Source organism: Citrobacter sp. Ce119 (genome assembly GCF_030334525.1).
GTDB classification, from domain to species: domain Bacteria; phylum Pseudomonadota; class Gammaproteobacteria; order Enterobacterales; family Enterobacteriaceae; genus Citrobacter; species Citrobacter europaeus.
This window is the reverse complement of record NZ_JAOWDR010000013.1, coordinates 193,963-207,925: the sequence shown is the minus strand read 5'-3', so window position 1 is coordinate 207,925 and position 13,963 is coordinate 193,963. Positions and strand designations below refer to the sequence as shown.

At 52.3% G+C, this 13,963-nt stretch carries 10 protein-coding genes and 1 pseudogene; 3 read left to right on the top strand and 8 right to left on the bottom strand.

The genetic code is table 11. The features are described 5' to 3' along the window. Window positions 1–21: 21 nt before the first annotated feature. The gene (gene uxuA / locus OGV80_RS01400; protein ID WP_043018288.1) at window positions 22–1,206 is read right to left on the bottom strand and encodes a mannonate dehydratase; all 1,185 of its coding nucleotides are present in this window, start codon (window positions 1,204–1,206) and stop codon (window positions 22–24) included. A 261-nt stretch (window positions 1,207–1,467) separates the two neighbouring features. Between uxuA and gntP the strand changes: the two genes are divergently transcribed. Next, the gene (gene gntP / locus OGV80_RS01395) at window positions 1,468–2,811 is read left to right on the top strand and encodes a gluconate permease GntP (protein WP_193145946.1); all 1,344 of its coding nucleotides are present in this window, start codon (window positions 1,468–1,470) and stop codon (window positions 2,809–2,811) included. Window positions 2,812–2,860: 49 nt separating this feature from the next. Here the strand turns inward: gntP and OGV80_RS01390 are convergent, their stop codons facing one another. Genes OGV80_RS01390 through OGV80_RS01380 form a run of 3 tightly spaced genes read right to left on the bottom strand, consistent with a single transcriptional unit; the run spans window position 2,861 to window position 5,706 of the window. Continuing rightward, window positions 2,861–3,556 (bottom strand): LutC/YkgG family protein, encoded by a 696-nt coding sequence (locus OGV80_RS01390; protein WP_087050964.1) that lies wholly within the window; start codon window positions 3,554–3,556, stop codon window positions 2,861–2,863. Continuing rightward, on the bottom strand, window positions 3,549–4,976 hold the full coding sequence (locus tag OGV80_RS01385) for a LutB/LldF family L-lactate oxidation iron-sulfur protein (RefSeq protein ID WP_043018286.1): 1,428 nt from the start codon (window positions 4,974–4,976) through the stop codon (window positions 3,549–3,551). Before OGV80_RS01385 ends, OGV80_RS01390 begins: the two co-directional genes overlap by 8 nt. A gap of 10 nt (window positions 4,977–4,986) precedes the next feature. Further along, window positions 4,987–5,706 (bottom strand): (Fe-S)-binding protein, encoded by a 720-nt coding sequence (locus OGV80_RS01380; protein WP_043018285.1) that lies wholly within the window; start codon window positions 5,704–5,706, stop codon window positions 4,987–4,989. A 580-nt stretch (window positions 5,707–6,286) separates the two neighbouring features. Between OGV80_RS01380 and OGV80_RS01375 the strand changes: the two genes are divergently transcribed. Further along, a complete protein-coding gene (locus OGV80_RS01375) occupies window positions 6,287–7,840 on the top strand; it encodes an L-lactate permease (RefSeq protein WP_043018284.1) in 1,554 nt (517 codons plus the stop codon). 497 nt (window positions 7,841–8,337) lie between these two features. Here the strand turns inward: OGV80_RS01375 and pdxY are convergent, their stop codons facing one another. The 3 genes from pdxY to OGV80_RS01360 form a co-directional block, all read right to left on the bottom strand. Next, window positions 8,338–9,195 (bottom strand): pyridoxal kinase PdxY, encoded by an 858-nt coding sequence (pdxY, locus tag OGV80_RS01370; protein ID WP_286513356.1) that lies wholly within the window; start codon window positions 9,193–9,195, stop codon window positions 8,338–8,340. Window positions 9,196–9,206: 11 nt separating this feature from the next. Next, complete coding sequence (locus tag OGV80_RS01365) at window positions 9,207–10,472, bottom strand: aromatic amino acid transporter (RefSeq protein ID WP_043018282.1); 1,266 nt, start codon at window positions 10,470–10,472, stop codon at window positions 9,207–9,209. 189 nt (window positions 10,473–10,661) lie between these two features. Next, window positions 10,662–12,032, bottom strand: a complete 1,371-nt coding sequence (locus tag OGV80_RS01360; protein WP_003837154.1) for a tyrosine phenol-lyase — start codon at window positions 12,030–12,032, stop codon at window positions 10,662–10,664. Window positions 12,033–12,809: 777 nt separating this feature from the next. Between OGV80_RS01360 and symE the strand changes: the two genes are divergently transcribed. Continuing rightward, window positions 12,810–13,172 carry an endoribonuclease SymE gene (gene symE / locus OGV80_RS01355; RefSeq protein ID WP_286513350.1) on the top strand — a complete coding sequence of 121 codons (363 nt, stop codon included), beginning with the start codon at window positions 12,810–12,812 and terminating at the stop codon, window positions 13,170–13,172. 45 nt (window positions 13,173–13,217) lie between these two features. On the opposite strand, the pseudogene OGV80_RS01350 reads toward symE, so the two are convergent. Continuing rightward, window positions 13,218–13,853, bottom strand: a pseudogene (locus OGV80_RS01350) (HNH endonuclease). Window positions 13,854–13,963 lie beyond the last annotated feature (110 nt).

Sequence of the window (13,963 nt, the reverse complement as noted above, 5' to 3'; positions counted from 1 at the left end):
ACAGGTGACCGGCAACTCGCTTTAGCGGCTAAAGAAAGCGCGCTGGATAGCCATCTCAACGCCGCGCACTTCCGCCAGCCCTTTCAGGCGACCAATCGCGGAGTAGCCTGGGTTGGTTTTCTTTTTCAGATCGTCAAGCATCTGGTGACCGTGGTCCGGACGCATAGGGATCAGGTCCTCTTTGCCCTCGGCTTTACGGCGCTGCTCTTCCTCAACGATCGCTTTCACCACTTCGTACATGTCGACGTCGCCGTTAAGATGCGCCGCTTCATGGAAAGTTTTCGGGTTATCTTCACGCAGCGTGGAGCGCAGATGGGTGAAGTAAATGCGTGGGCCAAACTGTTTGATCATGTCGACCAGGTCGTTGTCCGCCCGCACGCCATAGGAACCGGTACACATGGTGAAACCGTTCGCCATGCTGTTGACCGTATCGACCATCCACTGCATATCTTCCACGGTGGAAACAATGCGCGGCAGGCCGAGGATCGGGCGCGGCGGATCGTCCGGGTGTACCGCCATACGTACGCCTGCTTCTTCCGCCACCGGAATAATCGCCTTCAGGAAGACGGCAAAATTCTCGCGCAGCGCGGCTTTATCGATATCTTTATAACGAGCCAGATGCTGGCGGAACTGGTCAAGCGTGTAGCCCTCTTCCGCGCCAGGCAGCCCGGCGATGATATTACGGGTCAGACGCGTTTTGTCTTCATCGCTCATGGTGGCGAAACGTTCATTCGCCTGCGCGATCTCTTCGGCGGTGTAGTCCGCTTCCGCACCCGGGCGTTTGAGGATATGCAGCTCAAAGGCGGCAAATTCAATTTGATCGAAACGCAGCGCTTTGGAGCCGTCCGGCAAGACGTATTCCAGGTCGGTGCGGGTCCAGTCGAGAACCGGCATAAAGTTGTAGCACACGGTACGAATGCCGCACTGGGCCAGGTTACGCAGGCTTTGCTGGTAGTTGGCGATCCACTGCTGATAGTTGCCGGAACGGGTTTTAATGTCTTCGTGGATCGGCACGCTTTCAACGACCGACCAGACCAGGCCCGCCTGCTCAATAATCGCTTTGCGTTTGAGGATCTCATCAACCGTCCACACTTCCCCGTTCGGGATATGGTGCAAGGCGGTGACAACGCCAGTTGCACCCGCCTGACGTACATCCGCTAAGGTGACCGGATCGTTAGGACCATACCAGCGCCATGTCTGTTCCATGTTTTATTCCTCGTTTACGTTATGGACTCGACGATATGGCACATAAATTCCTCCTTTTGGTATTACATGTCAACCTGAAGCACAAAATTGGTTAACCAAATCACGATATCTGCTGATTAGATCGCCAGATTACGGTCAACCAGACCAGTTTCAATGTAAACATGTAACGCAATGTGACATTCATCGCATCAATGGTTAACCAATATATGTAACATCTCAACCAAAATCATAATAGTTCAACCAAATTAAGGTAGACGTTATATGCATGTTCTCAATATTCTGTGGGTCGTATTCGGCATCGGTCTGATGCTGGTGCTCAATCTAAGATTCAAAATAAACTCAATGGTCGCCCTGCTGCTGGCGGCGCTCTCGGTCGGCATGCTGGCGGGGATGGATTTAATGGAACTGCTGCACACCATGAAATCCGGCTTTGGCAGCACGCTGGGTGAACTGGCGATTATCGTAGTATTCGGGGCGGTCATCGGTAAGCTGATGGTTGATTCCGGCGCGGCGCATCAGATTGCTCATACGCTACTGGCGCGACTCGGCCTGCGCTATGTGCAGCTGTCAGTGATCATTATTGGTCTGATCTTTGGCCTGGCGATGTTCTATGAAGTGGCATTTATTATGCTGGCGCCGCTGGTGATCGTCATTGCCGCGGAAGCGAAGATCCCGTTCCTCAAGCTGGCCATTCCGGCCGTTGCCGCAGCGACCACCGCCCACTCGCTGTTCCCGCCACAGCCGGGTCCGGTCGCGCTGGTTAACGCCTACGGCGCTGACATGGGCATGGTCTACATCTATGGTATTCTGGTGACCATTCCGAGCGTGATCTGCGCCGGGCTTATCCTGCCGAAATTCCTCGGCAACCTCGATCGTCCAACGCCGTCATTCATGAAGGCCGACGTACCGGTTGACCAGAACAATCTGCCGTCATTCGGTGTGTCTATTCTGGTGCCGCTGATCCCAGCGATCATCATGATCTCCACCACCATCGCCAACATCTGGCTGGTGAAAGGGACGCAGGCGTGGGAAGTGGTCAACTTCTTAGGCTCTTCCCCAATCGCAATGTTCATTGCCATGGTTGTCGCCTTCGTGCTGTTTGGTACCGCGCGTGGTCACGACATGCAGTGGGTGATGAACGCCTTTGAAAACGCGGTGAAAAGCATCGCCATGGTGATCCTGATCATCGGCGCGGGCGGCGTTCTGAAGCAGACCATTATCGATACCGGTATTGGCGATACCATCGGCATGCTGATGTCGCACGGCAACATTTCTCCGTACATCATGGCGTGGTTGATAACCGTACTGATTCGTCTGGCAACCGGTCAGGGCGTGGTCTCAGCCATGACGGCGGCGGGGATTATTAGCGCAGCGATCCTCGACCCGGCAACCGGTCAACTGGTCGGCGTCGACCCGGCGTTGCTGGTACTGGCAACGGCGGCGGGCTCCAACACCCTGACCCATATTAACGATGCTTCGTTCTGGCTGTTCAAAGGCTACTTTGACCTGTCGGTGAAGGATACGCTGAAAACCTGGGGTCTGCTGGAGCTGGTGAACTCCGTGGTTGGGTTGATAATCGTGTTGATCATCAGCGTGATTGCATAACATCGATACCGCTCTGGCCTATAGCGCCAGAGCGGTTTTCCATCCTGCCTCAACAATCCTCAATAATCAGATACACCGCCTTCACCGGGCCATGCACCCCAACCACCTTGATAAGCTCAATATCCGCCGTCGAGCTGGGTCCACTGATGATGTTAATACACGATGGCATACGCTCACCGGCCTGCGCCTTCTGATGCAGTTTTTCTGCCAGCTGCGCCACGCGCGGCAGGATGGTGCTTTTACGCAGCACGAAAATCGAGGACTCCGGCAACAGGCTCAGGGAGCGCCCGCGCTCCGGTGCGGAAAACAGCACCACGCCGCCGGACTCGGTCAGGCCATATTCGGCAAACACTACGCCGACTTTCGCCTGCTCGGCCTGGGTAATATTTTCGCTACCACGCGCCGGATCCCAGACCACGGCGTTGCATTCCTGCTGCAAGCGTTGGGTGATGCCCAGCTCCACCAGCCGGCTGTCGCCGCTCAGCACCACCGGCTGCTGACCCAATTCTTCGCACAGGCGCAGCGCCGCGTCTGCGGCCTGGTCCTCGCGGGTCAGTTCGCAGCGGGCCAGCATCACTTCGCTGGCAAACTGGATAAACGCAGAGCAGCGCTGCTCGGGGCTAAGCTCGGTCAGGCGCTCGTTGGCAAAGTTGTTAACCGGTGCGGCATCCGCTTGCGGCTCGAAACGCAGCGGGCGACCCAGCGCCTGGGCGATGGTGTTTAAAAACGCGGTACGGTTATCCATTCTTTTTCTCCTGCGCCTGATGTTTCTTAAACCAGCTGCGGAAGCTCTCGCCGTCAGCATCAGGCAGATCGCGCGCCTCCATCCAGTCACCAATCGCGCCAACCTTGAGCGGCGTTTTGCCGCCATTGATAAACCAGCTCGCCGCATGCGCGCCCGCCATCATCCCGACTTTCCACAGCCCCGGATGGCTATTGGCATAGGCGAACATTTTGATCGCCCGCCGCTCGGCTTTCGGCGTAATGCCCTCCTCGGCCATCACCCGGCGATGACGCAGGATCAGTTTTGATAGCGGAATACGCACCGGGCAGACGCTGTCACAGGCCGTGCATAAAGAACAGGCGTACGGCAGGTCTTTAAAATCTTTATAGCCGCCGAGTAGCGGAGAAATTACCGCGCCGATAGGGCCGGGATAGATAGAGCCATAGCCGTGTCCGCCGATGTGGCGGTACGCCGGACAGGTGTTCATACAGGCTCCGCAGCGAATGCAGCGCAGCACATCGCGAAACTCTGAGTCCAGCACCTGCGAGCGACCGTTATCGACAATCACCAGATGGAACTCTTCCGGTCCGTCAACGTTATCCGCCTCACGCGGGCCGGTCAGCCAGGTGTTGTAGCCCGTCAAACGTGCGCCCACGGCGCTGCGCGCCAGCATGGTGATCAGCACATCCACCTCGGCAAAAGTCGGCGCGATACGCTCCATGCCCATCACCGCAATGTGCGTTTTCGGCAGCGTGGTGCACATGCGCGCGTTGCCTTCGTTGGTCACCAGGCACACCGAGCCGGTTTCCGCCACGGCAAAGTTACAGCCGGTAATGCCGATTTCGGCACTGAGGAAATCCTCACGGATTTTCTGGCGAATGAATAAGGTCATGGCTTCCGGCGTTTCCGGGCCGTCGTAGCCCAGACGTTCGTTCAGCACCCGGCGGATCTGGTAGCGATCTTTATGAATAGCCGGGACCACGACGTGCGAAGGCGGATCCTGATCCAGTTGCAGGATGTACTCGCCGAGATCGGTTTCGATCACCTGAATTCCGGCATCCTGCAGCACATGGTTGACGCCGATCTCTTCGGTCACCATCGACTTGGACTTCACCACCTTCTTCGCATTTTTACTCTGCGCAACCTGCAGAATATAGCGGGTGGCGTCTTCTTTGGTTTTGGCGAAATAGACGTGCCCGCCGTTTTCCGTCACTTTCTCGGAGAGTTGATACAGGTAAGCGTCGAGGTTGCTCAGAACGTGATCGCGGATCTGGCAGGCACGATCGCGCCAGTCATCCCAGTGGCCTAACTCATCGACCATTTTTTGTCGATTCGCGCCGATACGCTCCTGCGCATTGGCCACGGCTTTACGCATGATCGGATCTTCTATCTGCTGACGGATGCGCAGTTTAAATTCTACATCGCTGGTTTTTATCGACATCTCTTTCTCCTCAGCGGCTCATCAGCACTTCAGCAATATGCATCACTTTGACCGGCTGGCCTTCTCGTTGCAGTCGACCGCCAATATTCAGCAGGCAGCTAACGTCCGCGCCAATCAAATATTCCGGCTTCGCATCCATCAGATGTAAGACTTTCTCTTTCACCATCTCGCCGGATATCTCGGCCATCTTGACCGAGAACGTCCCGCCAAAGCCGCAACAGGTGTCCTGATCGGCAAATGTCAGCAGCTCCAGCCCGCGCACGTTTTTCAGCAGCGTGAGCGGCTCTTCCTTCACCCCCAGCTTGCGGGTCAGGCTACAGGAGGGATGATACACGGCGCGGCCCTGCAGGCTGGCGCCCACGTCCACCACGCCAAGTTTGTTGACGATAAAGGAGGTGAGATCCTGCATACGGGCGGCAACGTTCTCAGCACGCAGCGCCCATTCCGGTTCATCGGCAAGATACGTCGGGTAGCTTTTTACTGCGTAGGTACAGGAGCCCGCCGGAGAGATAATTGGGTAGTCGTTGTCTTCCAGCGCGGCGATCAGGTTTTTCATCCCGGGGATCGCCTCTTTGATGTAACCACTGTTGATAGCTGGCTGACCGCAACACCCTTGCTTCTCAGGGAAATTCACGCGACAACCCAGTTTTTCCAGCAGCAAAACGGAGTCTCGTGCCATCCGTGATTTCAGTGCGTCACCAATGCAGGTAACAAAGAAATTTACATTCACAATAACTACTCCATTGCTTCATTTCTGTTTGTTGCGCTTGATATCGCTATATCAAGCAAAGGTTCAGCCGTAATTCACGCCCAGTTTTCTGTTTTTTGGTTCTACCAACGCCTGGGTTCATGGTGATGCTCTGATCGTTTTCCTTTGATGACGACTCTCCTCTTCTTATATCAGGACAATCGCAAATGTCTGTATTTTCATTTGTATGACAAAACCAAATAATCCCCTAATCGACTCACGCATGCAATACCCTGGTTTATTTATTTCGGCCTCGCTCACATTTTTATATTGCAAACCACAGCGTTATTAACACCTTAGAAAACAGTTTCAGGTGATTACCACTGTTGTCACTACCATTATTAAAAAGGTTATGAAATAACTACTTATAGGTATTTAACCGGCATTTAAGTATATTTACCCGGCATTAAATTTTAATTAAAAGATTACAATAGTTACAAAACTACAAATCATAATTACTTTATTCACTGAAGCGATTCAGTTTACATACTTTATTACAACAGCAATGTAGCCTCCCCAGCATAAATATAAATCAGGTTTAATGAACCAATCGGGAATAGCAATGAACGAATATTTTATGTTTGCCCTGGCACTCTCTCCGTTACTACTGATGGTATTTTTAATATTGAAATTGAAAATGCCCATCCATTATTCCGTGCTGATCTCTTTAGTATTCACCGCCGCGCTGTCGGCCATATTCTGGGAGATGCCCGTACAGAATCTGAAAGTCGCGATAGGCTATGGCGCACTGAAGGGGTTATGGCCGATTGTGATTGTGATCCTCGGCGCTATCTTCAGTTATAACGTCATGCAGGCGACCAAAGCGCTGGATATTCTGCGCGATATTCTCGCCAGCATTAGCGAAGATAAGCGTATTCAGGTGCTGCTGATTTCATGGTGCTTTGGTGGATTTCTTGAAGCCGCGGCGGGTTATGGTACGGCGGTCGCCATTCCGATCGGCATTCTTATTGCGCTGGGATTCAACCCGCTGAAGGCGGCGATTGCCTCTCTGGTGGCAAATACCGTTCCCACTGCATTCGGCGCGGTCGGGATCCCGGTTTCTATTCTGGCGGAACAGGTTAACCTGCCGGTTTATACCTTAGGCGGAACTATTATTCTGCAGCTCGCGCTGTTTAATATTCTGCTGCCGTTTGTGATTGTCTGCATTATTGGCGGCGGCCTGAAAGCCATTCGCGGCGTATTTCTGATCACGCTGATTTGCGGTATCACCACGCTGGTTCCACAGTATTTTGTCGCTATCCATCTTGGCGCGGAATTACCTGCCTTTGCCGGGAGCCTGGTCAGCCTGCTTGCCGTGGCGATGGTCAGCCGCCTGCGCAAAGGGAAAACCGATCCCGAGTGGCGCATTGAGGTCAGCCATACCCGCGAAACCACGCCGCGCTCGGCAAAAGTGTTGTTCCGCGTTGGCTCTATCTATCTGTTTATTTTTGTGTTTATCCTGCTGTGTTCGCCACTGTTCCCGACAATAAAAGGCGCAGCGTCTCAACTGGCCTCGGTGCTGCATTTCACGTTGGCTGACGGCAAAACGATGGCGCTGAAAGTTGAATGGGTGACCACGCCGGGGATGCTGATAATCTTTGCGACCATTATCGGCGGTTTCATTCAGGGAGCGTCCGCGCGCGGAATGCTGGAAGTGTTTATCAAAACCATTTTCCAGCTTAAAAATTCCATTGTTGCGATTATGGCGATCGTCGCGCTGGCCACGGTGATGGATCTCAGCGGGATTATCTCCACGCTGGCCCAGTCGATTGTTGATTTGACCGGCAGCTCATACGTCTTCCTCGCCCCGGTGATTGGCGCGCTGGGCACGTTCGTTACCGGTAGCGATACCAACTCGAACATTCTGTTCGGCAAGCTGCAAACCATTGCCGCCAGTAAACTGCATATCGATCCCAACTGGCTGGCGGCGGCCAACACCTCTGGCGCAACGGGCGGAAAAATGATTTCGCCGCAGAGCATCGCTATTGCGGTTTCGGCCACAAAAATGGACGGCCAGGCCAACCAGATAATGTCTGGCACCATGAAATACTGCTGCGCCTACATTGTGATCCTCGGCCTGAAAGTCGGTCTGTTTTATTACTGGTTTATGGCGTAAACCCTTGTCAACCCCGTCAAATTCGCGGCAACCGTATTTGACGACGCGGTGACCAAAAAGGTTTACACCGCCCCGGGAACGGAACGGGGTGACAGACTTTACGATTTGTCGGCGCTGACTAAAATAGCGCCGATGTTTCAAATCGAGGATTGTTGTTATGTTGTTCTGGAAAAAGATGGTGAAGAAGTTCGACGCCTTTTCCGCGTTGATCCCACCACGCTACTTCCGCGTGTAATACCAGGCACTTATGCCTGATGGCGCTTCGCTTATCAGGCCTACGTTTCACACTCATTTGTAGGCCTGCGTTTCACGCTCATTTGTAGGCCGGATAAGGCGCGAGCCGCATCCGGCAGCGACAGCAGCAAATGCTCACCCCTTTTACTTTCGCAGTCCGCACGCTCTTAACACCCTGACCCAAATACGCAGCCACGCAAAACGGTAGACCAGCGGATGTTGAAGCCGCAGCAATGTCAGAAACATACAGCCTCCTTGCGGCGCTACAGTACCGTTGCCTGATAGCGAATCTGCGGCTCCATTATCTGGTGACGCGCGTCTATCAGCCGCAGTTCATACGAGTCGCGCTCTTTCGTTAGTCGCATCACCGCGTCAACAACACTGGTGGTCCGCTCCAGCGCCAGCTTGTCCTCATAACCATTGAGCAGTGAGGCCAGCATCACGCTGCAAATCAAATCCCCTACGCCCACCGGCATTTTGGCAAAGCTATACAGCGGCCTGGCGATGTGTAACGTCTTTTCCGCCGTCACCAGCAGCATTTCAAACGCCTGTTTGTCACGCGAGCAGTCGCCGAGATGCTTCACCAGCACCTTCTTTACGCCCCACGACACCAGTTGCCGCGCCGCTTCCACTACCTCGTCAAAACTACGCAGTTGTCTGCCCGTCAGCACGCCCAGCTCATAGAGATTCGGTCCCATTATGTCGGCCAGTTGAATGGCGTCATCGACAAAAAAGGACTCCACGCCCTGCGCGACAATACAGCCTTTTTGCGGGTCGCCCATTACCGGATCGCAAAAATAGAGCGCCTGCGGATTACGCTGACGAATGGTGGTGACCGCGTGTTTCACCTCTTCACAATGGCGTTTATCTCCAAGATACCCGGACAATACGGCATCGCATTGCGTCAGCTTTTGCAGGTCATCCAGCCCGCTGATGATGGCGCTCAACTCACCGTGCGGCATCGCCATGCCCTGCCACATCCCGTACTGGGTGTGGTTGGAAAACTGTACGGTGTAAAACGGCCAGACATCGATCCCCGAAAGCTGCATCGGCAACACGGCGGCTTTATTTCCGGCATAGCCATAAACGACTGACGACTGAACAGACAACACGTTTTTCATTTTAACTCCGTCTAACGAAACGTTGGCAGCAGACCAAATACGTCCAGAACAACCGTCAGATAAACAACCGCCCCACAGACAATCACCAGGTTGAGCACGGTGTTATTACACGGCGCGGTATAGCTGGCGGTCGGAAAACGTTTCCGTGCCGCTTTCACCAGGAACGGCGGCAGGATCACGCTCCAGATGGTAAAGGCCAGACCGGCGTAACCAATCGCGTGAACAAAACCGTTCGGGAAGAAGAAGCACACGGCGGCTGGCGGGAAGTAGGTCACCAGCGCGGTTTTCAGGCGGCCCATGCCGTCATCCGGGAAGTGAAACAGATCGGCGATATAATCGAACAGGCCAAGCGTCGCCGCCAGCAGTGAACTGGCTACCGCGAAGTTGCCGAAGAAGGTGAGGATCAGATCCATATAACGGCTGGTGAACAGCCCGCTAATAGCCTCGACAAACACGTCGATATTGCCGCCTTTGGCAATAATTGGCGGGAACGAGGAACGACTAATGTTGCCCATCGTCACGCCCAGCCAGAAGATATACAGCAGCAGGGCAAACAGTGTGCCGATGATAATCGAACGCGTAATATTCGGGACCCCGCTCGTGCCATACAGCTTAACCAGGCTCGGCACGTTACCGTGAAAACCAAACGAAATAATGCAGAACGGCAACGTCATCAGGATATACGGCAGGTACTGCGAATCGGGCAGCGCCACCGCCACGCTATCGACCAACTTTGCCACTTCAATATGGCCAACCAGCCCGGAGAAGGTGGCAAAGAACGCGATAAACTTACCGATAATCAACACGGTAGTAATACGTCCAACCAGCAGGGAGCTGTACCAGGCAATCGCCCCGACCAGCATACTGACAATCACCACCGAGATATTCGCCGGAAAGCGCACGCCGCTGTATTTGAACACGGTTTGCGCCATCACCGCCGACGAACCGGAGATATAGGCATAGGTCAGAATATACAGCACAAAGCCGAAAGCGATACCGACCACGATATTCCACTTACGGCCTAATAAATCTTGGGTAAAGGTATTAAAACTGGCACCAGCGCCATAATGCAGGTTTACTTCGACCAGCATCAGACCGGTTAATAACATCATGATGGCGATAAAGAGAAGAATAACTGACGCACCGGGAAACCATACGCCGGCCATCGCTATCGGCAGGGAAAACATCCCGCCACCCACTACGGTCGCGATAACCAACATGGTTCCGCTAATCAGTCCGGGGGTACTACTCTGTCGCTCAATGGCATTAATATCCATGATAAATGTTCCTGTAGACTATTCGTTATAATTACAGCTGTCATTTGTACATCATGCGGATAATAAAAATGTCGGAGTCAGGGTTTACTTTTTTTAGTTATGTCACGGTAACGGGCACCGCAAAGGCTTCCTGTTCATGGAAAAGAAAGACAAAAAAGCCCCATCATGAGATGGGGCCATAATTATTATTTAGATATAGTCAAAGCGTGCAGTAAAGAAACGCAACTGCTTCGGCTCATAAATAAACTTCAGCCCGCGAATATCTTCTTTGTGCTGGTAAAGTTTAATAATACCGTCAGCCACGACATCCATATGCGCGTAGGTATAAACGCGGCGCGGAATAGTCAGACGCACGGTTTCCAGTTTCGGTCTGTGGTGTTCACCGGTCACGTTATTACGGCCCGCAGAGATAATTCCGCGTTCCATACTACGTACGCCCGTTTCCACATAGATGCTGGCGGCCAGGCTTTGCGCCGGGAACTCGTCCTGCGTCAGATGCTCGCAGAAGCGACGCGCATCGAGGAATACCGCGTGACCACCCACCGGTTCAACAATCGGTACGCCAGCGGCTTTCAGCTTGTCACCCAGGTAGCGAACCTGCTTTACGCGGTGCTCAATGTACTCATACTGCATGGCTTCGCGCAGGCCAATCGCCATAGCTTCCATGTCGCGTCCGGCCAGGCCGCCGTAGGATGGCATCCCTTCGTAGACCACGACTAACTCTTTGGCAGAAGAGAACATTTCGTCATCATTCATGCACAGGAATCCGCCAATGTTCACCAGACAGTCTTTTTTACCACTCATGGTACAACCGTCGGCGTAGCTGAACATCTCATGCACGATCTCGGCGATGCTCTTGTTCTCAAAGCCCTGCTCTTGCTCTTTGATAAAGTAGGCGTTTTCTACGCAGCGGGTGGCGTCGTAGAACACTTTAATGCCGTGTGCTTCTGTCAGTTCACGTACCGCACGCATGTTTGCCATCGAGACCGGCTGTCCGCCCGCGAGGTTAACCGTCACCGCCAGGCAGATATAGGCAATATTCTCGGCACCTTTTTCGTCAATCAGCTTTTGTAATTTTTTAAGATCAATATCACCTTTAAACGCAATATTCAGACCGGCATCGTGCGCTTCGTCACGAACGATATCGACAAATACCGCACCATTTTTTTCCTGGTGATAACGGGTAGTGGTGAAATACATATTCCCGGCAACATATTGCCCCGGTTTAATTGCCAGCTGCGATAACAGGTTTTCTGCGCCGCGTCCCTGGTGAGTCGGAACAATATGTTTAAAGCCGAACAGTTCCTGCACGGTTCTTTCCAGATGATAGAAGTTTTCGCTGCCCGCGTACGCTTCATCACCCATCATCATTCCGGCCCACTGCTTATCGCTCATTGCGTTAGTGCCACTGTCGGTCAGCAGGTCAATATAAATATCTTTTGAATTTAACAGGAAAGTATTGTAACCCGCTTCCTGCATTTTCTTAAGGCGTTCGTCACGCGGGATCATAGATACAGTTTCAACGCTTTTAATACGGAAGGGTTCTGCCGGATAATTCATTTTGTTTCTCCAGTAACAGTGGTCATGTACGTATTAATGTGAAGTAAAGCATATCGAGTTCATCAATAAAGTCTGATGAAATATAACTATTCGCCTCCTGATCCAGGGGGAGAAATAATGTGGAGGCACTATGCAAGATTTAATTGATTATGGAAATAGCCCGGTCAACATTAATCACTGGCAATAATTTAAAAAGCTGTAAATGTGAGTGATGCAAATCACACGTCATTTTTTTACCCGTTCATATTCAACAAGTTTTTTTTGCGTGTAGATTTGTCGTTCACGGTTGTGCGCCCACAGAGGGGGGAAATACTGAAAACTTAACTTTCCAGGCTGTGCTCATAATGTATTGCTCAATGAGTACACCCCATTTTGTGAGAGTCAGATCACTTCGCGGGTTTATATTTGTGATTCACATCACTAAAAGTGTAAAGCAAAGTGTACAAATCAACGTTGTTTCAGAGTTTGCTATTTGCTTCAGTGAGTTAAATCACATTTTTGTCCAGATGCTGACAGGCACTGTTTTCTGGAACGAGGGGATATTCAGGCGTGCAAAAGGCAATGAATTTATACAGTGAATAATACCGGATTTATTGGGATGAGGGAGTTTTCTATTTATTCCGAAAGCGTGCTATTCGCGCTTATTTCATCTTATTTACATCTGGACTTAGCCCAAGATACTGGGGTAATTTACAGGGGTTTTATTAGCGCGATGCGAAGGTGCGCCAACACCTGCGCATCGCTAATCACAGTAACTATTATCGGAGAATAGTCACCATGACTGATACGCATTGTATTGCAGTTTCATTTGATCCAGAAGTGCACACCGTAGATAACCGTCGCCTGAAGGTGGGTTATGCGAGCCGCTATCCTGATTACAGCCGTCTGCCGGTGAAGTACGTCCAGTTTCCATCCATCGTGATGAAGGGCCAGTGGCTGAAAGCCGCCGGATTCGACACCGGCACCCGCGTTGATGTACGCGTAATGCATGGCTGCATCGTACTCACCGCCCGCGCCGCTGAACCCGAAGAGTCAGAACTGATGCAATCCCTGCGCGCCGTGGAAAAGCTCTCCGCGCGCAAGCAAAAGCAGGTGCTGGAGTTTATCGGGGTGATTGCGGGGAAAGGGTTGAATGGGTGAGAGTGTGATTGTCATTGAGGCGCCTGCGGGCGCCTTTTTGAGCGTTTAGCACAGCATATTTTTCAGTTCTTCTGGGGTATACGGCGGCATGCGCCGGTGCAGCATAGCATGACAATTTGGACACACAGGGATCAGGTCATTGATGGGATCAAGGCGGTAGTCTTCTTTTATTACTGATAAGGGTACCAGGTGATGTACATGGATAAACCCTTCAGCAATCTTACCGTAGACCTTTGACATATCCATGCCACACACTTTGCACTGATAGCCGTGGTGGTGAAGCGCTGCCTGTCGGGCATTGCGGTCGCGCTCATAGCGATTCACGGTCACCTGAGTCGCTGCCCCCTCGATATATTCAGTTTGCGCCTCGAGTTCTTCAGGGAAGATCGTGTCGCTCACCACCGCAGCACGATTTTTATCCTGAACAATATGAAAACCTTGCTCAGTCAATAATCTAACGCATTACGAACTGATACCGCCGGAGAAATCCTGAGGGGTAAACGCTTTGCCCGTCAAAAGCGTCGCCGCAATTCCGGCAATAGCTTTTGATGGATAGCGTCGCCCCTGAAATTCCAGCTCATAAAGTCGTGCCTCTTTGAAACGATGCGAGAAGCCCGAGTCATAGGCGTGAATGGCCTTGATTATGTACTCGCGCGGCAGCGTGTCAGGTAATTCATTCATGGGGCAGGTTCCTTTAACCAGAGGCTTTCTGAAATAACGGCAAGCGATAAAGTGACATCGATAGTGTATCGGCCTCACTCCTCTTGATCAGGTAATATTTTGCGAGCATC

Excerpts from the sequence above, each read along its gene's own strand:
- uxuA (WP_043018288.1), bottom strand. The coding sequence starts at position 1,206 with ATGGAACAGACATGGCGCTGGTATGGTCCTAACGATCCGGTCACCTTA.
- gntP (WP_193145946.1), top strand. The coding sequence starts at position 1,468 with ATGCATGTTCTCAATATTCTGTGGGTCGTATTCGGCATCGGTCTGATG.
- OGV80_RS01390 (WP_087050964.1), bottom strand. The coding sequence starts at position 3,556 with ATGGATAACCGTACCGCGTTTTTAAACACCATCGCCCAGGCGCTGGGT.
- OGV80_RS01385 (WP_043018286.1), bottom strand. The coding sequence starts at position 4,976 with ATGTCGATAAAAACCAGCGATGTAGAATTTAAACTGCGCATCCGTCAG.
- OGV80_RS01375 (WP_043018284.1), top strand. The coding sequence starts at position 6,287 with ATGAACGAATATTTTATGTTTGCCCTGGCACTCTCTCCGTTACTACTG.
- pdxY (WP_286513356.1), bottom strand. The coding sequence starts at position 9,195 with ATGAAAAACGTGTTGTCTGTTCAGTCGTCAGTCGTTTATGGCTATGCC.
- OGV80_RS01365 (WP_043018282.1), bottom strand. The coding sequence starts at position 10,472 with ATGGATATTAATGCCATTGAGCGACAGAGTAGTACCCCCGGACTGATT.
- OGV80_RS01360 (WP_003837154.1), bottom strand. The coding sequence starts at position 12,032 with ATGAATTATCCGGCAGAACCCTTCCGTATTAAAAGCGTTGAAACTGTA.
- symE (WP_286513350.1), top strand. The coding sequence starts at position 12,810 with ATGACTGATACGCATTGTATTGCAGTTTCATTTGATCCAGAAGTGCAC.